Genomic DNA, 24,952 nt, shown 5'->3' on the forward strand with positions numbered 1-24,952 from the left:
GGAACGACCTGGAGGGACGTGGGGATGTCGGTCCGACTGGTCACCGTCGACGCCGTGACGCTGGCTCGCCTCGGTTACGCCGCGGCGGTCTCGGCGTACCCGGACATTTCTCTGGTAGGCCAGGCGACCAGCACGGACGAGGCGGTCGAGCTGGTCAACGCGCTCTCGCCCAACGTGGTCGCGGTCGACACGCACCTGCCCGAAGGCGACGGCGTGCAGCTGGCGATCAAGCTGCGGGCCGAACACCCTCAGCTGGGCATCGTGCTGACCGGTCCGGCCGAGGACGACTACATCTTCCGGGCGCTCGAAGCCGGGCTGTCGGCCTTCCTTCCGCGTACCGCGACGGTCGAGCTGCTGATGTCGGCGGTACGCCACGCGGCGGTCGCCCCGGCGTCGTTCACCGCGCCCAACCTGGCCGCCGCCCTCGCCCGCCGACGCGCCCGCGCCGCCGCGTTGAGCCCGCGTGAGGAAGAGATCCTGCGGCACCTCAACACCGGCTCGTCGCTGGCCTCGATCGCCAGCCAGCTGAAGCTGACCGAGTCGACGGTGCGCACCTATGTCGCCCGGCTCTACGACAAGCTCGGTGTCCACAACCGGGCGCAGGCGCTGATCGTGGCCGCGCAGCACGACCTCCTCTGAGTCGCGCGCCGGCCCGGCGTCGACGAGCTAGCCGAGGAACGCGTCGAGGATGCGGATCACCCCGGGACCGATCACCACCACGAACAGCGCCGGGAGCAGGCAGAGCACCAGCGGGAAGACCACCTTGACCGGGACCTTCGCCGCCGCGGCCTCCGCGTTCTGCCGCCGCTTCACGCGCATCTCCCGGGCCTGTTCGCGGAGCACGTCGGCGATCGGGATGCCCAACTCGGTGGCCTGAAGCAGAGCCGTCGCGACGGTCCGCAACTCCAGCACGGAAGTACGCGCCCCGAGCGCTCGCAAGGCGTCCGCCCGACGCTGGCCCATCTGCATCTCATGCAGCATCCGGGCGAACTCCCGGGCGACTTCGCCGGGCAACGTCGTGGCGATCTGAGCGACCGCGGCGTCGAAGCCCAGTCCCGCCTCGACCGAGAGGGTGAGGAGGTCGAGCGCGTCCGGCAGCTGTCGGCGGATCGCGGTCTGCCGGCGTAGGCCGAGGTCGTAGACGATGATGAACGGCAGCCAGAAGCCGATCGCCGCCCCGATCACGGTCCAGACCACCAGCCACGCGATCGAGTCGCTGACCGCCAGTCCGAAGAGGAATCCGAGCGCCGCGCCGCCCAGCAGCCCGATGCCCTGCCATTCCATGAGGCGCTCGGCCGGCCAGCCGGGCGGGTTTCCCGCGTAGTCCAGCCACCTCTGGAGCCGTCCGATCGCCCGTTGCGGGGTGAGCGTCCGCCCCAGTCCGGCGATCCGCTGCCCTACGGGTGGCAGATTCCGGTCGCCGGCTGTGGTGGCGGTGGGCGGCGCGGTGCCGGGGGCGTACATCCGGTCGATGGACTCCATGGCTTTGGCCACGTTCTCCCGGCGGCTGGAACCGGTGACCAGCATGGACACGCCGAGCACGATGGCGAGGAAGATCGCGCCCAACCCGGACAACGCGAGGACGTCGTTCATCTCAGACCTCCACCTTGACGACCTTGAGCAGCCAGGCCACCCCGAGGCCGAGCAGCACCGCTCCGCCGATCGACATCGCGATCCCGGCCGGCGTCTGCACCAGTGGCAACAGATAGCTGGCCTTCACGACGAGCATGTACGCCAAGACGATGAACGGCAGGCCGATCAGCACGTACGCAGACAGCCGCCCCTCTGCCGAGAGCGCCTTGACCTGCCGCTGGAGCGTGGCACGTTCCCGCATGGTGGCAACCGTCGTGCTGAGGATCTCGGCGAGGTTGCCACCGACTTCCCGTTGCACCTTGATCGCGACGACCGCGAAGGACAGGTCCTTGTTGTGCATCCGCTGGGCCACCCGGTCCAGCGCGTCCTCGATCTCGGCGCCCAGCCGGACCTCGCCCAGCGCGCGGCCGAACTCGATCTGCATCGAGCCGCCGATCTCGTGGGTCATCGCCTCGACCGACTGGGCGAGCGAGAAGCCCGAGCGCAGCGAGCCGATCACCAGCTGCAGAGCGTCCGGCAGCGCGGCCGCGAACGCGCTGGCCCGCCGCCCGGCCCGGACCCGGTGGAAGACCGCGGTCGCACCCCAGCCGACAAGCGCGCCTAGGACCACCCCGAGCCACCACGGTGAGAAGAGCACGAAGAAGACCAGCGCCCCGACTGCCACCGCGGTCAGCCGAAGCAGCAGCCACTCGTGCGGCAGCATGCGCAGCGACGCCAGCTCGATCTGCCGCGCCAGCCGGCCTTCGACCTTGGTCTGCCGCATGACCTGCTGAGACAGCTGGAGCGCGGTCTGCGCGATCGCAGTGTCCGCCTCGATCGGTGGGGGCGGCGGAGCCGGTCGCGACTTCGGGGAGAACTGGTCGATCTGTGCGAACCGGTGCCGCCGGGCATCGGCCGTCAGCAGCGGCCCGATGATCAGCACCCCGGCGATCAGCAGGCCGAGGAAGATGGTGCCCAGCAACGAATAGAGCAGCCAGTCCGGTATGCCGGTGGACCGCTTGCCCACCAGTGGCGTGGATTTGCGAGTGTCGGGGACGAAGGACATCTTCATGTCGGTGGTGACCGTGGCCGACCCGGCCCGCGCCGAGATCACCAGGGTCCCGTCCTTGCCCTGCAACTCCGGCGGAATGGTGACCCGGACGAGCAACTGCGCCGAGAACGCCCCGGCGGCCTGGGTGAACACGCCGGTCAACGCCTGCGGATCACCCGCCCGGTACGCCTTGCCACCGGTCGCCTGGGACAGGTTGGCGAGCACCGCAGCGGTCGCCTCCTGCGTCTTGAAGGCGATGGTGTCGACCGGAATCGACCCGGCCGCCTTTCGCGCGTCTTCGTATCCCACCGAGGAGGCGGTGTCCGCCCCGTCGGAGAGCACCACGATGCGCTTCTCGTCGAGCTGGCCGCTCAGCACGTCCGCCGCCGCGCGTACCGCGTCGTAGAGCGACGTCTCGCCTTTCGCCTGCAAGCCCGCCACGGCCGACCGCACTCGGGCCCGGTCGGGAGTCGCCCGCGCGACGACGATCGCGGGCGAACCTGCGGTGACCACACCGACCTGGATGTCGGCCGGAAGCGCGGTCAGGAAGGAGGCGGCCGCCGATTTCGCGCTCGACAGCGGTTCCCCGCTCATCGACCCGGAAGTGTCGATGACCAGCGCCACCGCCCGGCGCAGCGCCCGGCCTTGGCTCTGGCCGACGGCGGCGGCCGTCAACGGGACCGTCTGGCCGTCGACCTTGGCGGACAGCGTTCCCTGCGACAGGGCATTGCCTGAGGGCAGGTCGGAGCCGGTCAGATAGAACTCGACCAGCCCGGCCTCCTGGCGCACCGAAGAGGCGCTCAACCGGGGATCGGCGTACGCCGGACCGGCGGTGAGCAGCGTCAGCACGGCGGTCAGGCCAATGGCGACGAGCGCGAGACGGCGCATGTCACATCCCTTCGGGTTCGCCGAAGATCACGGGGTCGACGAGGACACCGCGATCGGCCAGCGACTCCAAGAACTGCGGGCGTACGCCGGTGGCCAGGAGCTGGCCGAGATGGCGGCCCTTGGAGTCGAACCCGGCGCGGTGGTCGAAGGTGTACAGGTCCTGCAGGACGACGGTGTCGCCGTCCATCCCGACCACCTCGGTGATGTGCGTGATCCGGCGGCTGCCGTCGCGGAGGCGAGTCAGGTGCACGATGACGTCGACGGCCGAGGCGATCTGCTCGCGGATCGCGCGTACCGGCAGATCCATGCCCGCCATCAGGACCATGGTCTCGAGCCGCGAGATCGAGTCGCGCGGCGAGTTCGCGTGCACCGTGGTCAGCGAGCCGTCGTGGCCGGTGTTCATGGCCTGCAACATGTCCAGCGCAGCCCCGTCGCGAACCTCGCCGACCACGATCCGATCCGGCCGCATACGCAGCGCGTTGCGGACGAGGTCGCGAATGGTGACCTCGCCGCGGCCCTCGAAGTTCGGCGGACGGGCCTCCATCCGGAGCACGTGGTCCTGGGCGAGACGGAGTTCGGCCGAGTCCTCGATCGTGATGATGCGTTCCTCGATCGGCAGGAACGACGACACCACGTTGAGCAGCGTCGTCTTGCCGGTGCCGGTACCACCGGAGACCACGATGTCCAGGCGGCCCTGGACGCACGCGCGCAGTAGGTCCGCGATCTGCGGGTGCAGCGTGCCGAACCGCATGAGGTCGGTGATGGTGAACGGTTCCGCCGAGAACTTCCGGATCGTCAGCGCCGCACCGTCGAGGGCGATCGGCGGGACGACCGCGTTGACCCGCGATCCGTCCGGCAGCCGCGCGTCCACCATCGGGCTGGACTCGTCGACCCGGCGGCCCACCCGGGCCACGATCTTGTCGATCACGCGGCGGAGGTGCTGCTCGTCCATGAACGCGACGTCCGCCTCGTACAGCCGCCCCTCGCGCTCCATGTACACGCGATCCCAGGCATTCACCATGATTTCGGTGATCGACGGGTCACGGAGCATCGGCTCGATCGGACCGTGGCCCAAGATCTCGTCGATGATCTGGCGGTACGCCAAAGCGCGGTCGCCGGCGGTGAGCGCCGTCTCCTCCTGCGCCAGGACGTCCGGCAGTGCCTCCCGGACCCGGCGCGCCAGTTCCTCGTCGTCGGCCACGGTCTCGTAGAGCTGCGGGCCGAGCAGTTCCAGCAGAGCCTCGTGCGCGCGGCGGCGTACGGCGGCCAACGGGTCGTAGGCCCGGCGCTGGTTGCGTCGCGCATTGGACACGACCGAGCTGATCGGCATGGACGACACCGGGGCGGCGTACGCGGCCGCCGCTTCACCCGCGGCAGCCAGCCGCTCCTGTAGTACGCCCGCGCCCGATCCGTTGCGGGTGCCGAGCCGGTCCTGAAGGCTCATCGGACCTAACTCCTTCCTCGGCTGAACCGGCTGCGCTTCTGGAGGTCGGCCACATTGGGGTTGAGGAAGAGTCGGACCGCCAGATCCCGGTACGCCTGACTCACCGGATGACTCGGGCTCGACACGGTCAGCGGTACGCCCGCGTTGGCCGCGACCGGAACGTCCCGGCTGGACGGGATCGAGCCGACGATCGGCATCCGCACGATCTTCTCGACGTCGGCGGTGCTCAGCCCGACCTTGGAGTCGGCCCGGTTGAGGACGAGGGTGCGGGCCGCCTTGCGGTAGTCGAGCAGGTCGAACATGTCGAGGGTGACCCGGGTGTTCTTGAGCGACGGGATCTCCGGCGTGGTGACGAGCAGATAGTGATGCGTGGCGTCGAGCGCGGCGAGCATCTGCTCGGAGAACGCGCTGGCGGTGTCGATCACGACGTACTCGAAGGCGTCCCGGGCGAGCTGGATCAGATCGCTGATGAGCTGCCGACCGATGTCCTCGGCGGCGGCCGGCTGCACCGGCGCGAGCAGCACGTCCAGCCCACTGCGATATGGGGCGAGCAGCGAACGCAGCCCGGTCTCGTCGATCCGGTCGGCGACCGGGATGGCGTCGGCGATGGTCCGTTCCGGGCTCAGCTGGGTCAGGATGGCGACGTCACCGAAGGCGAGGTCGAGGTCCATGAGGCAGACCTTGTGCCGGCCGCCGTCGGCCAGCGCGACGGCCAAGTTGATGGCGGTCGTCGTCTTGCCGACCCCGCCTTTGGCGGCGAAGACCGTGATGACCTGGCCGCCGAGCGGTTCCGAGCCTTCGGGCGTACGCGCCGACGGAACGGTCGCCCCGTTGAGCTTCGGTTTGGCTTCCAGCTGCCGGGACAGATCCTGCGATCGCGCGCACGCCGCCAGGATCGCGGCCGGGTCGTTGGCGTCCACGACTTCGCGTACGCCGGCCCGCAGCGCCTCGGTCATGACGTTGATGTCGAGGTGCTGGCGGAGGAGCACCACCCCGAGCGTCGGCCGGCGTACCCGGCATTGTTCGGAGAAGCCCACCGCCTCGGCCAGGGGCGTGCTCGGGCCGAGCACCACCAGCTGCTCGGCCGGTTCGTTGTTGACCAGCTCGACCAATGCGTCCGCTGTGGACACGAGGTGCGTCTGCTCGATGCCGAACAGGGTCGCCAGCTGTTTCGCCTGCTGCTGCCACTGTTCGTAGACGATGGTCATGGCCTGTTCGCCCTTCGCGGTCGCATGTGTGCCAGGCGAGGTTTAGTTCACCGGTACGCCGTTGTCTATCGCCTTACCGACCTCAACCAACGACGAATCGGTGAGCAGTGCCAGCGTGAGGTCGCAGCCCATGTCGGTGGAGTGCACGAACTTGGTGGCGTCTTCCTGGGTGGCGGAGATCGTCACGATGAGCGTGACCTTGCCCTCCGCGTCGAGCTGCGACCGCTGCTCGACGGACTGCGTGGAGGTCTGCCCGCCTTCGCCGTACGCACCGACCGCGAGGACCTCCATACGCGGCAACAGCACCTGCGTCCGGTGGCGGTTCTGCTCGTACTTCTTCTTGAACTCGGCGTCGAGGATCTCGCAGGTCTCGAAGACGGCGACGGTGGATCCCGGCCGGACGAACCCGCCGACCTCCCGTTCGACGTCGAACTTGCCGCTGACGGCCAGCATCTTCTCGGGCACCGCGATGCCGCCCGAGAGCTTGGTGGCCTGCCCGAACATGCCCTTGAGCAACAGCTGCCGGGCCTGCACGTCGGCGGTCACCACGAGCTTGTCCAGGTCGATCGAGATGTCCTGCATGACGTCCTCCGGCAGCGACGACTTCGGCATCACGACGTCTTCGGTCATGCCCCGGTCCCGGATGATCGCCCCGGTCGTGCCGGCCGGGATGCGTACCTTCGCGATCCGGACGTGGACCGCCTCCTGCCCGGCGGCGACGGAGTTCTTCGTCGCGATGAGGTACGCGAACACCGCGCCGGTGCCGACGACGGCGAGGATGATCGCGATCAGGATGCCAACGATGCGGCGGGTCATTGTCTGCGTTCCTATCTCTGCCGGAATGTCTCGGGGGGTGTCTGCCGATTTGTGCGCGGGCCGGCTCAGCCGACCGTCTTGACCATGACCGCGCCAAGGCTGGTCGTCGTCGTGTTGAACTGCCCGTCCCACGCCGACATCGGCGTGACTGCCTGGGTGAAGTAGCCGAAGACGCACCGGCTGGTGAACCCGGAGCAGGTGGTGCCGGTCAGCCAAGACGCGGAGGAGCCCACCCCGCGGATGTTGTAGCCGGTGATGACGAAGGCGGCGACGCCGCGCAGCACGTAACGACCGCTACCACCGGAGGTACTCCGGCCGTCCAGGATGCCGACGGCGATCGGAATGTGGTTGGCGACGACGTACTGCAGCGTGCTGGCGCACCCGTTGGGGAGCGAACCACGAGGTGAACCGACCACGTCCACCCGGGCCTCGCAACCGGTCGAGGCCAGCGTGTCCAGCCAGCTCGCCTCGCCGTTGGCCCCCCACCAGTCGAACCGGCTGCTCCGGCAGGCGGACGCACGGTCGCCGAACAGGCCCGAGGTGTTGAAGGTGAATCTCTCCTCCACCGATGTACCGGGGTTCCGTGGCGGCGCCTGGCCATAGCTCGTGCTGTTGCTGGTGGCGGTGTTGTAGACGTTCTCGCACACGGTCATCGCGAGGCCGCGGACCGGCGCGCCCCAGGCGACCCGGGAACAGGCCCCGACCGCCGCGCCGGAGGTCGAGCCGGCCAGCGTCCGGGCGAAGGCCGGCGAGAGCACATATCGGTCGGCCTCGTCGGTGAGCGTCCGGGTATGCACCTCGACGAAGCCGACGGTCGCCGGTGGAAGCGACGCGTCCTGGCACGCCGTGAGGTTGTCCGGATATCCACCCGCACAGCTCGGAAGAAGATTGGCTCCGGTGCCCCGGACGGCGGTGTTCCCGCATACCTCGTGGACGTCGGTGAGCCCGTCCTTGGCGTTGCCGATGCCGTACTTCGCTTGCGCGGCAGTCGAGTTGTCGCATTCTCCCGGCCGATGTGCCGCGCAGTCGATCGCCACCGCGTAGGCGACCCCGTCGGCGGCGGATTGCAGCTCTTCACGCTCGGAGTACACCTGGCCGACGTCGACCGCCAACGCGGCCCCGGCGAGCAGGACGCCGGTCGCGGTCAGCAGCCCGACGAGGACCGCCACGCCGCCGTCGTCCCGCCGCAATCGGGCGAGCCACCACGGCCGTCGGATTCTCAAGCGCGACATGGCATGACGCCCTTGCCGGTGACCGTCACTCCGTCGCTCCAGGATCCGCCGAAGAGGCTCACGAAGAAGCCGACCGGCGTGATCCACTCGAAGTCCATCTCGGTGTGGACGGTCGCGTCCTCGTTGTCGGTGTACGGCGGATCGCAGAAAGTGCTCGGGCCGACCATCCGGATGCGCGGGTCCACCGCGACGACCCGGAGGTTCGCCGCCGAGGACCGGCCGGTCCTCGGCCCGGCCACCGCGGCCGCCCGGGCACCCTCGCGGGCCGCCTCGGTCACCTTGATCTGCGCGTTGAGCAGCCGCCCGAAGTCGACGGTGCCGAAGACGATCATGAGGAGAACAGGAACGACGATGGCGAACTCCACCGCGGAGGCGCCGCGATCGCGGCCCCGGCGGAGCGGAGCAGGGCCTCGTCCAGCTCTCACGGGAACAGACCCGCCCCCGTCGTGAAGAACCCGGCGACCGTCTGGCCCAGAGCCAGCACGGCGCCCGTGATCACCGAGGCGATCAAGGCGAGGAACAACGCGTACTCCACCGCGGTCGCGCCCTGATCGGCCGGACGCCGCCGGTTCGCGTACCGGGCTCGGCCCGGCTTGACAAGGAACTCGGTCTTCATTCTCGGCTTTCTGCTTCGCCCCCACCGACGATTCGCCCCCCGGCTATGGGTTTGCCGACGCGAACGTGCGGGACGCCCCACGCCCCGCACGTTCGCTACCGACGCCTTCCGTCACGGCGTCGTGCCGTCGACGATCTTCTGGAAGGCGGCTGCGATGTTGCCGCCGAGCGTGGTGACGACGCCGACGATGACGGCCGCGATCAGCGCGACGATGAGGCCGTACTCGACCGCCGTCGCACCCTGGTCCCTGGTCAGCCACAGCGCGCGGGCCTTCGAATAGAGCTTGAGCATGTGCGGGAGCACCCCCTAGGAGGTCCGGCGAGACGCGCCGACCGGACATTGTGGAGACATGGTCGGCACAGCGCCGACTGTCACGGAGCTTGCGCTTCCGGCCGCACCGCCGTCAGTCAGGCGACCCGTTAGCCACCGGCTCCGCCCAGTGCGGTGTACCGGCGGAACGGCTGACCCGGGATCATCCATTGATGCGAGACGATTGGGACAGTAAACGTTTGCACTGCCGCGAAATATCGTCATCAAGCCGGGCAAGGCAGACGCCCGGATCAACGCTGGAAGCGGGCTGGGGAGCCGAGTCTAGTTCGCGACACCGCTCCTGCGAACGGCGTACCGGCGACCCCTATGGATGGGCGGCGAAGACCACCACGATGAGCCAGGCCACCAGCAACGCCGGGCCGAACGGCGACCGCGCCTTGCGTCCGCGCCGGATCAACGCGACCACCGCGAACGGCCCGTTCACCACGAACGGCAGGATCGCGCCGAGGAACACCGACGACCAGCCCGCGTAGCCGAGCACCAACCCGAGGACGCCGGCCAGTTTGACGTCGCCGAGACCCATCGGCGCGCCGGGCAGCACCGCGAAGACCAAGTACGCCAGCAGCAGCGCCCCGCCGCCGAGCCAGCCCCGGGCGTACTGGGGCCAGGTTCCCGTGACCGCCGCGTGCAGCGTCAGGAGCGCCGCAGTGCCGAGGAAGGTCACGAGCACGAGGGGATCGGGCAACCGCTGCACCTTGAGATCCACGACGGACAGCAGTACGCCGGACAACGCCATGAAGAGGCAGGCGATCAGGAAGAAGGACACCGGCAGCGCCCACGCGAGCAACGCGAACGAGGTCGCACCCGCCAACGCCGTCCACACTGGATTAACGGCCGACACCGTGCCGCACCCGGCACACCGATGCTTCAGGCGTACCCACGTGGTGAAGCTGAACCCGCACGTGGCACAGGTGGAGCGGGGCGGCTCACCCCAGGCGACGCTGAACCGGTACGCGGGCCAGGCGGTGAGCAGACCGCCGACACCGCCGACGAACCCGCACAGCGCGACCGAGGTGGAGGACACGGCGGCACGATACTGTCTCGGCGACGGCGTGCCTAGTGAGGAGGACCGCCCGTGAACGGACCGAACCGGCCACTGATGATCGTGGCGGGGGTTCTCGCAGTGCTGGGAGCGGCCGCGCTGACTGTGGTGGCGCTGACCCCGGACGACGGGCCCGTCCCACCACCCGCCCCGACCGGTACGCACATCGTGACCGCCGGAGCAGTCGGCGCCCGGTTCGCCCGGACGGGCGACTGCCTGGTCAACGAAGGCTCGGAGGCCGACCCGGTGCTGCGGTTGGTGAGCTGCGCACCCGGGGCGTACGCCGTCCTCGCCCGGTTCGAGGGCGTCACCGACGCCGACCGGGTGTGTGCCCAGGTCGCGGGGTACGAATACAACTACTCCTACGACAGTCCGCTCGACACCGAACTCGACTTCGTCCTCTGCCTTCGCCCCGTCTGACCGCGCCCGTCTGACCGCCCCGGCCGACGGGCCGGCGCGAGGGCTCGGCGCGGGGGCTCGGCGCGGGGGCTCGGCGCGATATCCGGGGATAACGCGGTCTCAGCGGCGCGCAAAGCCGCGTTATCCCGGGTAAACGCGCGAGCGCCCAACGCCGACCGTGAGGGGAGAGCAAGAACCCGCGCGAGAACGCCCGAAGTGGGGCAAGATAGCACCATGGCACCCGTACGCGGCATCGCCCGAGCCCTGCTGGGCGGAGTCTTCATCTTCTCCGGCGCCAAGGCAGTGCTGCGACCGGAGCGTTTCGTGCAGCGCGCGCGTCCGGTGACCGACCGGGTGACTCCGCTGCTGACCAAGGTGGACGAGCGGATCCCCGCCAGCGCGGAGGCGCTCGTACGCGTGAACGGCGCCGCCCAGTTGGCCGGCGGCCTGCTGCTGGCCTCGGGCTCCGCCCCTCGGCCCGCGGCGGCGCTGCTCGCCGGCACGCTGATCCCGACGACCGTCGCGGCGCACCCGTTCTGGGCGGCACAGACCAAGGCCCAGTACGACACCGACATCGTGCAGTTCGCCAAGAACTTGGCGATCTTCGGCGGCCTGCTGCTGGCCGCGGTCGACACCGCCGGATCGCCGAGCGTCGGCTGGCGAGTCCGGCATTATCTGGAAAGCCGCAAGTCCGACGGATAAGTTCGCCGATAACCATCGATGAGTGGCGGGAATCACCTTATCCGGCCAGCCCCAGTTAACCAGCTAGAAATGTCGCTAAACGGCGTGGGATCGGACACAGGCTGATAACGCGGGAGGTACGGGAGTGGCTCGGGGTTTTAGGCTGCTCTACGGACCTGGGAAGAACGTGCCATCACCGGACGGGAGAGCCGCCGCCATGCCTACCGGCCTGCGCGACCGCCTCCGCCTGATCCAGAGCCACCGGAGCCTTGTCCCGATCGGCCGGATTCTTCCGGCTCGCACCACCACGGGGACGCTCGTCCGACTCGGCATCGTCGCCGCGTTCTTCGTCGCGGCTTGGTACGCGGTGCAGATGTTCGGACGGCCGTATGTGTTCTTCGATCTGAAGATCTACCACGGCGCGGTGGCCTACTGGGCCAATGGCGGAAGCCTGTACGACTACCTCGACCCCGACGTGCCGCTCGGCTTCACGTATCCGCCGTTCGCGGCGCTCGTGATGCTGCCCATGGGGTATCTGCCCATGCTGGACGCGGCGTGGATCAATGTCGGGGCCAGCATGCTCGTGCTGACGGGCGTACTGGCGGCGCTGATCGCGCCCATCGCCGAGCGTTGTGGCTGGAAGCACCGCTGGTTCCCGATCGCGCTCGCCGTTCCGATCGCGGCAGCGCTGGAGCCGATGCGGGAGACCTTCGGCTACGGCCAGGTCAACATCCTGCTCTTCGGCTTGATCATGGCCGACCTCGTGGCGCTGCGCTGGATGACCAAGCCGCGCGACACCACGGGCCGGTCGATGCTCGTCCAGCGCTTCCTCAGCGGGAAGTGGGCCGGCGTCGGCATCGGACTGGCCGCCGCGATCAAGCTGACCCCCGCGCTGTTCATCGTCTACCTGTTGATCAGCCGACAGTGGCGGGCGGCGTGGACGTCGATCGGCACGCTCGTCGGCGTCAGCGCGCTCGGTTTCGTGTTCGCGCGGACCGAGTCGATCGCGTACTGGACCCGGGTCGTCTTCGAGACCAACCGGGTCGGCCAGGCCGACATGACCCCGAACGCCTCGCTCGCCGGGCTGCTCGCGCGCCTCTATGACCAGTCCACCGCGCCGGGGCTGCTGTGGATCACGTTCACGCTGGTCATCCTCGTGGTCGGGCTGTCCCGGGCAACGCACGCGCACGGCGAGGGCGACGAGCTGACCGCGTTCACACTGATCGGCCTGACCGCCAACGTGGTCAGCCCGATCTCCTGGACGCACCACCTCGTCTTCGTGGTCCCGGCCGTCATCGTCCTCGGCGATGCCGCGCTGCGCCGACGCGCCGCCAGCCGGGGCATGAAGCGCCGCAAGGGCTTCGCGCCGTCCGGCCTGGCAACGACCCGGCTGCGGGAACCCATCTGGTTCCCCACCATGGTCGGCTTCCGGCACGCGGCCGCAGCCCTCGGGCTTTACGTGTTGTTCCTGGTCTCGCCCATCTGGCCCTACGAGCACCAGCTCCCGGCCGTTTCGCACTACGCCGACGGGATGATCGGCGTACTGGCCGAGAACTCGTTCACGATCGCGCTGATCGTGCTGGTCGCGGCGCTGCCGTGGCGTCCGGGCGCGGAACCGGTCTACCACGGCGAGGCGTTCTCGGTTCCGGCCGCCCGCCGGCCGGTCACGGCCTCGTCTCACCGGCTTCATGATCAGAATCAACGAGTACGCCAGGAGCCTGTCTCGGCGCATGTCGACGACCACGCTTGAGGCCTGTCCGGCGTGGCCCGATAGGCTCGGGACGTGGACAGCCAGCCGCAGTTGACGCACGTGGACGCCGCCGGGTCGGCGCGCATGGTCGACGTCTCCGCCAAGGAGATCTCGGTCCGCAGCGCCACCGCGGCGGGCCACGTGCGTACCACCCCGGAAGTGCTGGCCCTGCTGAGCCAGGGTGGTCTCCCGAAGGGCGACGCGCTCGGGGTGGCCCGCCTGGCCGGGATCATGGCGGCGAAGCGTACGCCGGACTTGGTTCCGCTCTGTCACCCGATCGCGATTCACGGCGTGACCGTCGACCTCACTCCCGGTGACGACCGCGTGGAGATCGCTGCGACGGTGCGTACCGCCGATCGGACGGGCGTCGAGATGGAGGCGCTGACCTGCGTCGCAGTCGCCGGGCTGGCACTGATCGACATGATCAAGGCGGTGGACCCGGCGGCCAGCATCGAGAACGTCCGGGTCCTGCGCAAGGAGGGCGGCAAGACCGGCCTCTGGAGCCGTGAGCAGCCGCTGTCCGGGGTCTCCGTCATCGTCGTCGTCGCTTCGACGCGCGCCGCCACCGGCGTGTACGCCGACCGCAGTGGCCCGATTCTCACCGGCGGACTCCGTGAGCTGGGCGCCGACGTGGCCGATCCGGTCGTCGTCGCCGACGGCGAGCCGTTGCGTATGGCGCTCGTCGAAGCGCTGGCCGTTCGGCCGGACGTCATCGTGACCAGTGGCGGCACCGGCATCTCGCCGACCGATCGCACCCCGGAGATCACCCGCGAGCTGGTCGACCGCGAGGTTCCCGGGCTGGCCCAAGCCGTCCGCACGAATCCCGCCGTCCCGACAGCCGCTCTGTCCCGGGGGATCGCCGGGGTGGCGGGCTCGACTCTCGTCGTCAATCTGCCCGGGTCGACCGGTGGGGCCAAAGACGGTCTCGCCGTGCTCGCCCGGGTGCTGCGCCACGCCGTCGACCAGATCCAGGGAGGTGACCACGGGTGACCGCACTTCCCGTCGACTGGGCCTCCGCCCGGCGGACCGTCTACACCCGCGCCGCTGCCCGGCTTGCGGCCGTCGCCGAGGTCGGCCTGGCCGACGCCGACGGACTTACGCTGGCCGAGCCGCTCGTTGCGCGTACCCCTTTGCCTGCCTTCACTACCGCGAGCGTTGACGGCTGGGTAGTGCGCGGCGCGGGGCCGTGGCGGGTGGTGGGCCGCGTGCTGGCCGGACAGCGCGCCCCGGAGCTGGTCGCGGACGGCACCGCGATGGAGATCGCGACCGGCGCGATGGTGCCGGTCGGCGCGGACTCGATTCTGCGCCTGGAGCACGGTGAACTCCGTGACGAAGTCGTGAGCGGGACCCCGAAGGCCGAGCCGGAGTGGCGCGTGCCGGGGGAGGAGTGCGCGCAGGGTGACGAGCTGCTGCCGACCGGTACGCCGATCACCCCGGGCGTCGTCGGCCTGGCCGCCAGTTGCGGCTATGACACGCTGCTGACCAGACGGGCCCCGCGAGCGGCGTTGCTGGTGTTCGGCGACGAACTGCTCGATGCGGGCCTGCCCGGCCAGGGGCGGGTACGCGACGCGCTGGGCCCCTCGGTCCCCGCCGCGCTGCGGCGGCTCGGCGCCCACATCGACGGCTTCACCCGAGTCCCCGACACGTTGGCCGCGCATGTGGACGGTCTGCGCCGCGCGGTCGACGCGGGCAACGATCTGATCTGCACGACCGGCGGAACGATGCACGGCCCGGTCGATTACCTCCACAGCGCGCTGACCGAACTCGGTGCGGAGTACGTGGTGAACACCGTCGCCGTCCGCCCGGGCTTTCCGATGCTGGTCGCGCAGCTGCCCGGTGGCCAGTTCGTCGCCGGCCTCCCGGGCAATCCGCAGTCGGCGCTGGTAGCGCTGGTATCCCTTGTCGTCCCGGTACTCGCCGGGCTGACCGGGCGGCCCTTCCCGGCACCGGCGCGGGCGGTGCTGGCCGAAGCAGTTCCCGGCCGCGGCGACTTCACCCACCTCGCCCTCGTACGCCAAGACTCACCCGGTGAACCGGCGTACCCGGTGTCCCATGTGGGCTCCGCGATGCTCCGAGGATTGGCACAATCGGCGGGTTTCGCCGTCGTTCCGCCCGGGGAAAGCGGCCACCGTGGCGACCAGGTCGAGCTGGTGGAGCTGCCGTGATCACGCTAATCGCCGTGAGCGACAGCCCGTTGAGCATCGCCGAGCACGAGGCGGCGGTCGCCGATCCGCGCGCGGGCGCTGTCGTGTCCTTCGTCGGCGTCGTCCGCGATCACGACCATGGCAGAACCGTGGTACGACTCGATTACGAAGGTCATCCGTCCGCTGAGGACATGCTGCGTGAGGTCGCCGCGGAGATCGCCGCAGACCCTGACGTCATCGCCGTCGCGGTCTCGCATCGGATCGGCCCGCTGGAGATCGGAGACGTGGCGCTCGCCGCCGCCGTCTCGACCGCGCATCGAGCCGCCGCCTTCGCGGCGTGCGCCCGGCTGGTGGATCGAGTGAAGGAGAAGCTTCCTATTTGGAAGCACCAAGTCTTCGCCGACGGCACGGACGAGTGGGTCAACTGCCCGTAGGTCAATCCTCGGTCACTACTCTGCGTCATATCAGACGGGCGTGTTGAGCGTACCGATGTGCTCGTTGCACGATGAAAGATGCACAGCGCGTTATGATCAACTCACATATGGTGATATTTCGGACTATCCCTGTCTAATTTGGCGTTCACCCCTTTTCTCGAGAACTGCCGGAGAATACAGTCGCTTCAACAGCAAGACAAGAGCGACGCGAAGTAGCAGTTACTCATAGCGGAGGTGACCACCGATGTTCCGTAGCTACGACTGGGACTGATCGCCCAATCTGAGTACTCTGACGTCACGAACAATGCGGTACTCGCTTCGGCAGAGGAGCAGCGTGACGCCAACCCCGACTAGTGAGACCGACTGGCGGCTACGGCCGATCGTCGGTCTCCTGTCGTTTGCAGCCGCGATCAGCGTGGTCGGCGCGGTGTTCAATCTGCCGCCGGTCACCTCGCCCGGGTGGCTGACGCTGATCACGATCACCACCCTCATCTGTCTGTCGAGTCTGCTCAAGATTCGGATCCGGCCCCGGTTCTCCATCAACTGGACCGATTCCGCGATTCTGCTGGCCGCAGCAACACTGCCGTGGCAATGGACGGTCACTTGTGTGGCGTTGGGCGTCACGATCGCGAAGGTCGCCCAACGCCGGGAGGCGATCAAGTCGGCCTTCGCCGTCGCCAAGGAGGTCCTGGTCGCGACGACGGCCGGGCTGATCCTCGCCCCGACGGCCGTCGAGTCGCTGACCACCCGTAGCCAGCTGGACCACTTCCCGCGGATAGAGATGCTGGCGCTCGCGTTCGTCGCGATGATCCTGGTGGACGAGTTGCTGTCGGTGCCCGTCATCGCCATTTCGGCCGGCATCCCGGTCCTGCGGATGGCCCGCGACAGCATCAACCGTCACCTGCTGCTCTCCATGATTCACTTCGCGGTCGCCCTGGCCGCGCTCGTGCTGCTGCTGTGGGACTCACGGCTGCTCATCGCGGTGCCGCCGCTCGTGCTGAGCCTGCACTTCATGCATATGAACCGGCTCCGCCAGGAAGCCGAACGCGAGGCGTGGCAACGACTCGCCCGCGCGACCGACGCGCTCAACGAGGTGGACCTCGACAAGGTGCTCCGGGCGGCCATCGACACCGGCGTGAACATGTTCCGGGCGGCGTGGGTCGAACTCGACTTCCGGATGCCGGCCGAACCCGGTGAACCGGCTGTCCTGCGACAGGTCGTCGGCGACCGTACCGGCCTGCTCCCCGCGCGGTCCGCCTTCGCCGTGTCCGAAGGCGAGCCGACGATTGTGGCGCTGGAGGGTCAGCGCGACACCGAGGACGTCGGCGAGCTCCGGCTTTACTTCACCCGTCCGACCGTTCTAGCCGAGCGCGAAGGCTTCCTCCTCCAGACGTTCGCGGCCGCGCTCGCCACGGCGATCCGCAACGCGTCGGCGTACGGGTTGCTCATCAACGTCGCCGATCAGCACGCGCGGGAAGCCACCCACGATCCGCTGACCGGGCTGGCCAACCGGCGGCGGCTCGTCCACGAAGGCTCGGCCGCGTTCGAGCAGCACCCGGCCGGCGGTGCGATCGCGCTGCTCACCCTGGACATGGTGCAGTTCAAGGAGATCAACGACGGGCTCGGCTACACCGCGGGCGACACCGTGCTGGTCGAGATCGGCCGCCGGATGCTGGCCACCGCGGGAGCGGACGCCATCGTGGCCCGGCAGGACGGCGACGAGTTCGCGGTGCTCTTCACCGCGCTGCCCACTCCGGCGCTGGCGATGCATCGTTCGCGGGACATCCTGCAGAAGGTCGCCGAGGAGTACGAAGTGGACGGCGTACCGATCACGCTCGTGCCCCGGGCCGGGCTAGCGGTCGCCCAGGCCGACGGCGACATGACCGAACTTCTGCGCCGAGCCAGCCTCGCCCTGACCGAGGCGAAGCGCACCGGCCAGCGCATCGTGCCGTACTCGCGCAGCCTGGACGTCACCGATCTGGACCGGCTGGAACTCGGCGGCCAGATCTCCCGGGCCGTCGCCGCCAGCGAGTTCACCCTGGAGTTCCAGCCGATCGTCGACCTCGCCACCGGCGAAGTGGTCTCGGCCGAAGCGCTGGCCCGGTGGCACCACCCGGACCGGGGCAACCTCGACCCGCGCCGGTTCCTCGACGCCGTCGAACGCTCCGGTCAGCTCACCGCGTTCACCGAGGCGATCCTCGACCAGGCCCTGCAAGCCGCCGGGAGTTGGGCGGCCGCCGGGCATCCGATCCCGGTGGCGGTCAACATCTCCCCGCGCAGCCTGCTCGACCGGCGCTTCCCGGCGCTCGTGAAACAGGTCCTCGACGAACGCGGCATGAAGTCGGAGTCGCTGGTCCTGGAACTGACCGAGTCGCTCACCCTGTCCTCGTTGGAGATCGTCGACCAGGTGCTCGCCGGGCTCGGCCAGATCGGGGTCGCCATCGCCCTCGACGACTTCGGCACGGGCTTCTCCTCGCTGAGCGCGCTGGCTCGCGTACCGGTTCGCGAGCTCAAGATCGACCGCAGTTTCGTCACCGACATGGACGCCTCAGCCGAGGCGATGGCGGTGGTCCGGTCGACCGTCGAACTCGGCCGGGCGCTCGGGCTCTCCGTGGTCGCCGAGGGCATCGAGCGCGTCGACCAGCGCCAGACCTTGTGGAACCTGGGCTGCGGCCTCGGCCAAGGTCACCTGTTCGCGCGGCCGTTGTCCCAGCAGCGATTCCTCGCCTCGCTCGGCAAGGGGGCGTTCGGCGACATGATCGAAGGACGACAAGCCCCGGTCGTACGCCTGCCGCGGGCGGGCGAGCACTTCGGCTTGCGTCGGCGTCCCCGATCCGGCAACGAGTGAGCGAGTTTACCGGGCCATAGCCCGATAGGTACCAACTCGGCGATTCGCCCAGATTCAGGTACATTTCGGAGCAAACTTCGGATGTGCTCCTTCGGCGGATCAGCATCCGCGTGCTCAGCGTCGGGCGCCCCGTCGACGTGGCGGCGTACGCGCTCGCCGGCGCCTTCTGCGCGTACACGTTGCATTGGTCGACGCTGGCCCCCCACCGAGCGTGGGCGGCCGTCGCTATCTGGGGTTATCTGGGCGCGGCGGTCCTCGCCTGTTTTCTGAGCAGCCGCCTCGCGCGGACCTGGCTCGCCGCCGCGGCCTGGAGCGCGACCGCCCTGCTCCCTCTGATCCTGCAAGCCCGCGAGCGCGCGGACGGCCGGCTCGACCGGGCCCAGGAGGAGGTGCTGGTCATCGAGGCAGCCGGCGCTCGCATGCTCCACACTGGAACGCCTTACCTCGACCGCGACGCGATCGCCGCCGTCCCGAGTCCGCTCCGGCTGCTCGACTACCTGCCGTATCAACCCGGCATGGCAGCCGCCGGACTCCCTCGGGCCCTCGTGGGCATCGCGTGGTGGACCGACGCTCGCATCATCATGGCAGTGCTCAGCAGCGTCGCCGTGCTGGCCGCGTGGCTACTGCTCGACCGGCCGGGCATCACTCGATTCGGCAGCGAAGCCCCATTGCGGGCCTTGCAAGCAGTCACGATCCTTCCGCTCGCAGCGCTCACCCTGGCCACCGGTGGCGACGACGTTCCGGTGCTCGCGTTGTCGCTGCTAGCGTGCGCGCTGGCCGCCCGGCACCGCTGGGCCGCCGCCGGGCTGGCGATCGGCTGTGCGGGTGCGCTCAAACTCACCGCCTGGCCGGTCGCCGTGGTCCTCGGCCTCGTGGCCCTCGTACGCCACCGCCGATCCGTCGCCCGCTATCTGCTCGGCGCGATCGGCATACCGCTGCTGGTCCTCGCGCCGACCGTGCTCATCGACGGCCGCGCCGTCGTCGAGAACGTCATCCGATTCCCGCTCGGTCACGGCCTCGTCCGCAGCCCGGCCGCATCCCCCCTGCCCGGGCACCTGCTGACGGCGTACTTGCCGGACGGTCGCCAGATCGCCCTGTTCCTGCTGCTCACCACAGCCGCCGGGATCGTGGTCTCCTTGATCCGCCGACCGCCGGCGAGCGTACCCAGAGCGGCGCTCATCAGCGCGATCGGTCTCCTGCTGGCGATCCTCTTACTCCCCGCCACCCGATTCGGCTACCTGCTCTACCCGGTGGCGCTCGCGGCGTGGGCGCCGGTGCTCAGTTCTCCCCGTCTCGCCCGCCCCCCACGGCCACCCGGGATGCGCTAGCCTCGCCGCTCGTGTCCACCACCGCGATCGCCCGCGCCGCGGAACTGGCCGGCCGCCGGGCGTACGCCGAAGCCGTCGTAGTCCTCCGCGCCCACCTGGCCATCGAACCGGCCGACGCGCTGGCTTGGCGTCGCCTCGCGGTGGTGCTCCGATTCGAGGGCGATGTCACCGCCGCCACCGAGGCAGCTCACCAGGCGATCCACCTGGAGCCGGAGTCGGCGGACGCCCACGCGACACTGGCCTCGACACTCCTCCATGGTGGTCAGACAGAGGGCGCCGTAGCCTCGGCCCGAGCCGCACTACGGCTGCGCCCCAACGACCCCGATGTGCTGACCCTGCTGGAACTGGCGTTGGCCCAGCGCCCCGAGGACCCTGCCTACAAGGTCGCCAAGGAAGCCGTGCTCGCGGTGGACGCCCACCGGCGCGGCGAGGCCGTCCTTCGAGTGCACCTCCGATCCGTGATCGCCGCTCGCTGGATCACCGGCATTGCCGACATGGCGATGATCGCGGGCGTGGTGATCGCCGTCGTCGGCCGGATCACCGACACGTCGAGCACGTTCCAGTGGCCAGGCTGGCTGCTCGTCTTCGGCGGCGTCCTCCTGACGATCGTCGGCCGCCGGCTCCGGCATCGCCTCAGCCCCATCCGCAAACGGCCGACAAAAGCGGGGATGGCGGCCTTGGCGCTCGGGGCGGGTCTGCTCACAACCATGTGGCTGGAGCTCGCCGACGTCACCCTCGCCGGCGCGGCGACCACCGGTGGGATCGTGGCCTTCGTCGGTCTATTCGTCCACGTAATCCGGCCGTGGGCGCTACATCGCTGACAAGCTCTGCTCACCGCGGTCGAGTCAGCTGACGGCCATGTCGACGAAACGCGACATGTGCAGCTGCGCAGCGACCGTGACGGTGTCGGTGGGACCGTTACGGTGCTTGGCCACGATGAAGTCGGCCTCACCCGCGCGCGGCGACTCCTTGTCGTAGTAGTCATCACGGTGCAAAAGGATTACAACGTCAGCATCTTGTTCAATCGACCCAGATTCGCGCAAATCGGACAGCTGCGGTCGTTTGTCCGTACGCTGCTCGGGACCACGGTTCAGCTGACTGACCGCGATCACCGGGCACTCGACCTCCTTGGCCAGCAGCTTCAAGCCTCGGGACAGGTCGGCGACCTCCTGCTGACGGCTCTCCACCCGCTTCGGCGAGGTCATGAGCTGGAGATAGTCGACCACGATCAGCTTGAGATCGTGCCGCTGCTTGAGCCGTCGCGCCTTGGCCCGGATCTCCATGAGGTTCATGTTGGGCGTGTCGTCGACGAAGATCGGAGCCTCGCTGATCTCGCCCATCCGCCGCGCCAGCTTGGTCCAGTCGTCGTCGGACAACTGCCCGGATCGCAGGACGTGCATCGGTACGCGCGCCTCGGCGCTGAGCAGACGGGTGACGATCTCCACCTTGGACATTTCCAGGGAGAAGATGGCGCTGGCCATGTTGTGCCTGATGGCGGCGTTGCGAGCGAAGTCCATCCCCGCAGTGGAGTTGTGCGTCGGGATCATCGACCGGCCGGCGAGGTAGAGGTGGTCCTCGTTGTCCACCGTGACGCACCGCACCGGGACGCTCGCCACCGGACGTACCGCGACGATGTACCGGCTGCCGGTGCGCCGGGTGTCTCGGGTCCGGCTCCGCTCCCGATGCGCTACGCGCTTGCGGGTGAGCCGGAAGACGTCTTCTCCTGTCGAGAAATTCAACGTGTACGCGATGGAAGACTCGGCGGTCTTGCCTTTCACCGTCCGTGCCGTCCGACCGCACCGGTAGCCGAGGCTCACGATCAACTCGTATACGTCGTCGGCCAACCGCCCAGACGTCGAGGTGAACTGAAGGTTCCCGGTCGGAGCCACGGTTCCGTCGGTGTCCATCAGCCCGGCGAGCAGCGCCCGACGCTGCGCCTCCGATGCCCGCAGATAGGCAGCCGGGATGTGTTTGCGGCCCAGCACGCCGAGGCCGCGCAGACGACCGGTGAACGAGCCGTCTCGGGCACCACACCCGACGCAGGCGGGCGACTGGCCAGCCGCGCCCGGGGTGAGTTGTCCACAGAAGACGCAGATGCGCTCGGCGAACGGGCGAAGTTTCGGAAGCCTTACCGAGTAACTGAGGCGTCCCGAACCAGGCTCAGTGACAAGGCCCTCGGCCTCGATAAACGCGAGCATTTCGGGATCAGCCGTCGTGATACGGGCTCCGGCGGTGTGACCGTCGCCGAGCCAAGCACCCAGAACGTACGGGGGAATCGGGAGATCACGCTCAGGCAGTTCGAGCGGTCGCGAATTCTCGACAGCGTGATTCAACCGTCCGTCGGCCGGAACGCGTAACGTCGCGGCGATCTCACTCGTCGTGACGGCCTCTTCCGCCGAGGCGGTGATCTCGGCATTCATGAGGCGGTCGACGCGCCTGGCGAGAGCACTCATCAAAGATCGGCGACTGTACGCCGGCAGGCCGCTCCGTCGCCATGGCTTACCCCGCCGTACGAAGTCCTGGGTGACAGTGCCGGCGATCCCCACTTCATGCCCCACGGTATGCAGCACGTGACGGAACTGTTCACCGGTGGAGGCGACGGCCTCCCCGAATGTCACCAGATCGTCGGACGCGGCCGCTGCGGCCGCAGCGGCCGCAGCGGCGACCCCTCTGTCCGCTGTGGACCACTGGTGCACCCGCTTGGTCTCCGACCGCTGTCGGCGACTTGCGCGCGTCGTCGTCTTCCACAGGTGGTCGGCGTCCGCAACGATCACGGAACCGTCGGAGAACTCCACCTCGTAGCACGGCCGATCGTGAAGGACGTCGAATGCGTGTACCACCCGGGTCGGGCGGCCGTCGGCGCCAAGAAGCATGTCGCCAGCCCGGACCTCGCCCATGGTCGTCCAGCCGTCCGGCGTAGGCAGGGGCGTGTCCAGGGCCAGCGCCTTGCCCAAACCAGGTCGTCCGGCCACGATGATCAACTGGCCCGCGTGCAGGCCGTTGAGCAGCCGATCCAGATCGGAGAATCCGGTCGGTACGCCCGACATGACGCCGCCCTGCGCGCCGACCGCCTCGATCTCGTCGAGCGTCGGCTGCAACAGGTCGCCGAGGATGGAGAAGTCTTCGCTGACCCGGCGCTCGGTGACGTCATAGACGGCCTGCTGGGCGAGGTCGACGATGTCGTCGACGTCGCGGCCGGCGCCGCCGTTGGTGCCGTAGCCGAGCTGCACGATCTTGGTGCCGGCTTCGACGAGGCGGCGGAGGATGGCTCGTTCGCTGACGATGCGGGCGTAGTACGCGGCGTTGGCCGCGGTGGGGACCGAGTTGAGCAGGGTGTGGAGGTAGGGCGCGCCACCGACGCGCGTCAGCTCGCCCTGGCCGTCGAGGGCCGCCGCGACCGTGACCGCGTCGGCCGGTTCGCCTCGGCCGAAGAGATCGACGATCGCCTCGAAGAGAGTGGCGTGGGCCGGCCGATAGAAGTCACCCGACCGGAGGATCTCGACGACGTCGGCGATGGCGTCCTTGCTGAGGAGCATGCCGCCGATGACGCTCTGCTCGGCGGCGACGTCTTGTGGGGGCGTCCGTTCGTAGGCGGGCGGACCCTCGGCGGACGGCTGCCCGGAGACCGGGAACCGCGCCTGGTCGCGCACCTCACCGACAGACACCGCACCCCACCCCAAGCACGCTCTTCCCGACCCACCCGACCCCCAGGGATACCACCGAGGTCCGACAACTAAGCCAGACGGATCGCACGGAATATCGAGGGCCGGAGGCTTGACGTTACGAAGCCCGGACCGGATTCTCAAACACCCCGGTGGACAAACCTGCGGACAACCTGTGGACAACTCGCCTCAGCCTGTGGGTAACCCTGTGCACAGCCTGTGGATAACGCGTAGCCCCTTCTCCACGGATGGCCGCTGACCTGCGCAGATGAAAATCACAGCCTGTGCGTGGAAGAAAGTTTGCCCGGCGTGTCGATCATGACGGACCGGTCCGCTGTGGACGCGGGAGGGCTGCCGCCGGTTCCCGTACGCCGATCACGGGCTCGGCTCGATTAGGTCACCGAGGTTCACGGTCCGGTTGCGGTCAGGCAACGGTGGGAGCGCGCCCCACGATCGGACGGTCGGATGGGCAATGGAATGTTCTAGGTCAGGAGACATCTCATGAGAAAGCTCATGACGCGATCGGCCGGGGCGGCCCTCCTGGTGGCTGTGCTCGCGCTCACCGGGTGCAGCTCGAGCAGCGACTACAACTCCGGCGGACCCAAGTCGGGCAGCGGTCAGGGCGGGCCGGGCGACGCGCCGCAGATCCCCGGCGGCGAGACGGCGGTGGGGGAGCACGCCCAGTCCACCTTCGCCCTCGACGTAGACACCGCGTCGTACGCGTACGCGCTGCGCCAGTTGCACGACGGTCGCTGGCCCGAGCGCTCGACGGTCCGGCCGGAGGAGTTCGTCAACTCGTTCGACATGGACTACGGCCAGCCGAAGGGCGACGGGTTCGCCCTGCACGTCGACGGCTCGGCGATGCCGTCCACCCATCGTTCGCAGTACAACGACCGGCTTCGGCTGGTACGCATCGGCTTGCAGACTCGTGGCGAGGACGCCGAGACCCGGCCGGACGTGGCGCTGACCTTCGTGATCGACGTCTCCGGCTCGATGGCCGAGACGGGACGGCTCGATCTGGTCCAGGACGCCCTGCACTACCTCGTACGCCAGTTGCGCCGCACCGATTCGGTCGCGTTGGTCACGTTCAACGAGCGCGCCAAGATGGTGCTCCCGATGACCCGTCTGTCCCAGGTGGAGGATCTCGATCGGGCGATCGATTCCCTCAGCGCCGGTGGAAGTACCAACCTCGAATCAGGGCTGGTCACGGGGTACCAGGTGGCACGCGACGGATTCCGTCAAGGTTCCTCCAACCGGGTGATCCTGTTGTCGGACGGGTTGGCCAACGTGGGCAACACCGAGTCGAGCCCGATCCTGCGCCGAGTGAAGGCCGAGGCGGACAAGGAGATCTCGCTGCTCGGGGTCGGCGTGGGCAGCAACTACGGCGATGAGCTGATGGAGAAGCTCGCCGACCAGGGCAACGGCTTCGCGGTGTATGTCGCCGACCGCAACCAGGCTCGAGATGTCTTCGTCCACCGGCTCCCGGCGAACCTGTCGGTCCGGGCGC

At 69.0% G+C, this 24,952-nt stretch carries 21 protein-coding genes and 1 pseudogene; 11 read left to right on the plus strand and 11 right to left on the minus strand.

Annotated elements, in window-relative coordinates; all coding sequences use genetic code 11:
* The first annotated feature begins 24 nt into the window (after positions 1-24).
* The gene (locus tag HOV77_RS00995; protein WP_290856073.1) at positions 25-639 is read left to right on the plus strand and encodes a response regulator transcription factor; all 615 of its coding nucleotides are present in this window, start codon (positions 25-27) and stop codon (positions 637-639) included.
* A 27-nt stretch (positions 640-666) separates the two neighbouring features.
* Here the strand turns inward: HOV77_RS00995 and HOV77_RS01000 are convergent, their stop codons facing one another.
* From HOV77_RS01000 to HOV77_RS01045, 10 genes are all read right to left on the minus strand, one after another.
* Positions 667-1,593, minus strand: coding sequence for a type II secretion system F family protein (locus HOV77_RS01000; protein ID WP_290856075.1), 927 nt, complete (start codon positions 1,591-1,593; stop codon positions 667-669).
* A 1-nt stretch (position 1,594) separates the two neighbouring features.
* Positions 1,595-3,511, minus strand: coding sequence for a VWA domain-containing protein (locus HOV77_RS01005; protein WP_290856078.1), 1,917 nt, complete (start codon positions 3,509-3,511; stop codon positions 1,595-1,597).
* Between the two features lies 1 nt (position 3,512).
* Positions 3,513-4,955, minus strand: a complete 1,443-nt coding sequence (locus HOV77_RS01010; RefSeq protein ID WP_290856080.1) for a CpaF family protein — start codon at positions 4,953-4,955, stop codon at positions 3,513-3,515.
* Between the two features lie 5 nt (positions 4,956-4,960).
* Positions 4,961-6,163, minus strand: a complete 1,203-nt coding sequence (locus HOV77_RS01015) for a P-loop NTPase (RefSeq protein ID WP_290856082.1) — start codon at positions 6,161-6,163, stop codon at positions 4,961-4,963.
* A gap of 42 nt (positions 6,164-6,205) precedes the next feature.
* Positions 6,206-6,979, minus strand: a complete 774-nt coding sequence (locus HOV77_RS01020) for an RcpC/CpaB family pilus assembly protein (protein WP_290856084.1) — start codon at positions 6,977-6,979, stop codon at positions 6,206-6,208.
* Between the two features lie 65 nt (positions 6,980-7,044).
* A complete protein-coding gene (locus tag HOV77_RS01025) occupies positions 7,045-8,202 on the minus strand; it encodes a TadE/TadG family type IV pilus assembly protein (protein WP_290856086.1) in 1,158 nt (385 codons plus the stop codon).
* Positions 8,199-8,636 carry a TadE family protein gene (locus HOV77_RS01030; protein WP_290856092.1) on the minus strand — a complete coding sequence of 146 codons (438 nt, stop codon included), beginning with the start codon at positions 8,634-8,636 and terminating at the stop codon, positions 8,199-8,201. The genes HOV77_RS01025 and HOV77_RS01030 overlap by 4 nt, the downstream gene beginning before the upstream one ends.
* Positions 8,633-8,827 (minus strand): Flp family type IVb pilin, encoded by a 195-nt coding sequence (locus HOV77_RS01035; protein WP_290856095.1) that lies wholly within the window; start codon positions 8,825-8,827, stop codon positions 8,633-8,635. The genes HOV77_RS01030 and HOV77_RS01035 overlap by 4 nt, the downstream gene beginning before the upstream one ends.
* Before the next feature lie 111 nt (positions 8,828-8,938).
* On the minus strand, positions 8,939-9,118 hold the full coding sequence (locus HOV77_RS01040; RefSeq protein ID WP_290856097.1) for a Flp family type IVb pilin: 180 nt from the start codon (positions 9,116-9,118) through the stop codon (positions 8,939-8,941).
* A 343-nt stretch (positions 9,119-9,461) separates the two neighbouring features.
* Entirely contained in the window at positions 9,462-10,181 is a 720-nt protein-coding gene (locus HOV77_RS01045) for an A24 family peptidase (protein WP_290856099.1), read from the minus strand.
* 51 nt (positions 10,182-10,232) lie between these two features.
* Between HOV77_RS01045 and HOV77_RS01050 the strand changes: the two genes are divergently transcribed.
* The 9 genes and pseudogenes from HOV77_RS01050 (at position 10,233) to HOV77_RS01090 (ending at position 20,604) form a co-directional block, all read left to right on the plus strand.
* Positions 10,233-10,619, plus strand: a complete 387-nt coding sequence (locus tag HOV77_RS01050; RefSeq protein ID WP_290856102.1) for a hypothetical protein — start codon at positions 10,233-10,235, stop codon at positions 10,617-10,619.
* A 213-nt stretch (positions 10,620-10,832) separates the two neighbouring features.
* Positions 10,833-11,300: a DoxX family protein gene (locus tag HOV77_RS01055; RefSeq protein ID WP_290856105.1), complete on the plus strand. Its 468-nt coding sequence runs from the start codon at positions 10,833-10,835 to the stop codon at positions 11,298-11,300.
* A 352-nt stretch (positions 11,301-11,652) separates the two neighbouring features.
* Positions 11,653-12,963 (plus strand): annotated as a pseudogene (locus tag HOV77_RS01060) (glycosyltransferase 87 family protein); the annotation flags it as partial.
* Between the two features lie 99 nt (positions 12,964-13,062).
* Complete coding sequence (gene moaCB, locus HOV77_RS01065) at positions 13,063-14,019, plus strand: bifunctional molybdenum cofactor biosynthesis protein MoaC/MoaB (protein ID WP_290856107.1); 957 nt, start codon at positions 13,063-13,065, stop codon at positions 14,017-14,019.
* Positions 14,016-15,194 (plus strand): molybdopterin molybdotransferase MoeA, encoded by a 1,179-nt coding sequence (locus HOV77_RS01070; RefSeq protein WP_290856110.1) that lies wholly within the window; start codon positions 14,016-14,018, stop codon positions 15,192-15,194. The genes moaCB and HOV77_RS01070 overlap by 4 nt, the downstream gene beginning before the upstream one ends.
* An 8-nt stretch (positions 15,195-15,202) precedes the next feature.
* Positions 15,203-15,607 (plus strand): molybdenum cofactor biosynthesis protein MoaE, encoded by a 405-nt coding sequence (locus tag HOV77_RS01075; RefSeq protein WP_290856186.1) that lies wholly within the window; start codon positions 15,203-15,205, stop codon positions 15,605-15,607.
* A 334-nt stretch (positions 15,608-15,941) separates the two neighbouring features.
* Positions 15,942-18,455, plus strand: coding sequence for a bifunctional diguanylate cyclase/phosphodiesterase (locus HOV77_RS01080; RefSeq protein WP_290856112.1), 2,514 nt, complete (start codon positions 15,942-15,944; stop codon positions 18,453-18,455).
* A gap of 83 nt (positions 18,456-18,538) precedes the next feature.
* On the plus strand, positions 18,539-19,783 hold the full coding sequence (locus HOV77_RS01085; RefSeq protein ID WP_290856115.1) for a glycosyltransferase family 87 protein: 1,245 nt from the start codon (positions 18,539-18,541) through the stop codon (positions 19,781-19,783).
* A gap of 11 nt (positions 19,784-19,794) precedes the next feature.
* Positions 19,795-20,604, plus strand: a complete 810-nt coding sequence (locus HOV77_RS01090) for a tetratricopeptide repeat protein (protein ID WP_290856120.1) — start codon at positions 19,795-19,797, stop codon at positions 20,602-20,604.
* 24 nt (positions 20,605-20,628) lie between these two features.
* Here HOV77_RS01090 and dnaB read toward each other — a convergent pair whose 3' ends face one another.
* The gene (dnaB, locus tag HOV77_RS01095; RefSeq protein WP_363259413.1) at positions 20,629-23,448 is read right to left on the minus strand and encodes a replicative DNA helicase; all 2,820 of its coding nucleotides are present in this window, start codon (positions 23,446-23,448) and stop codon (positions 20,629-20,631) included.
* Between the two features lie 498 nt (positions 23,449-23,946).
* Here dnaB and HOV77_RS01100 point away from each other — a divergent pair.
* Positions 23,947-24,952: von Willebrand factor type A domain-containing protein (locus HOV77_RS01100; protein ID WP_290856123.1), on the plus strand; the 1,006-nt coding region annotated here is incomplete at its 3' end.

Source organism: Hamadaea sp. (genome assembly GCF_013362815.1).
In the GTDB taxonomy this organism is placed as follows: domain Bacteria; phylum Actinomycetota; class Actinomycetes; order Mycobacteriales; family Micromonosporaceae; genus Hamadaea.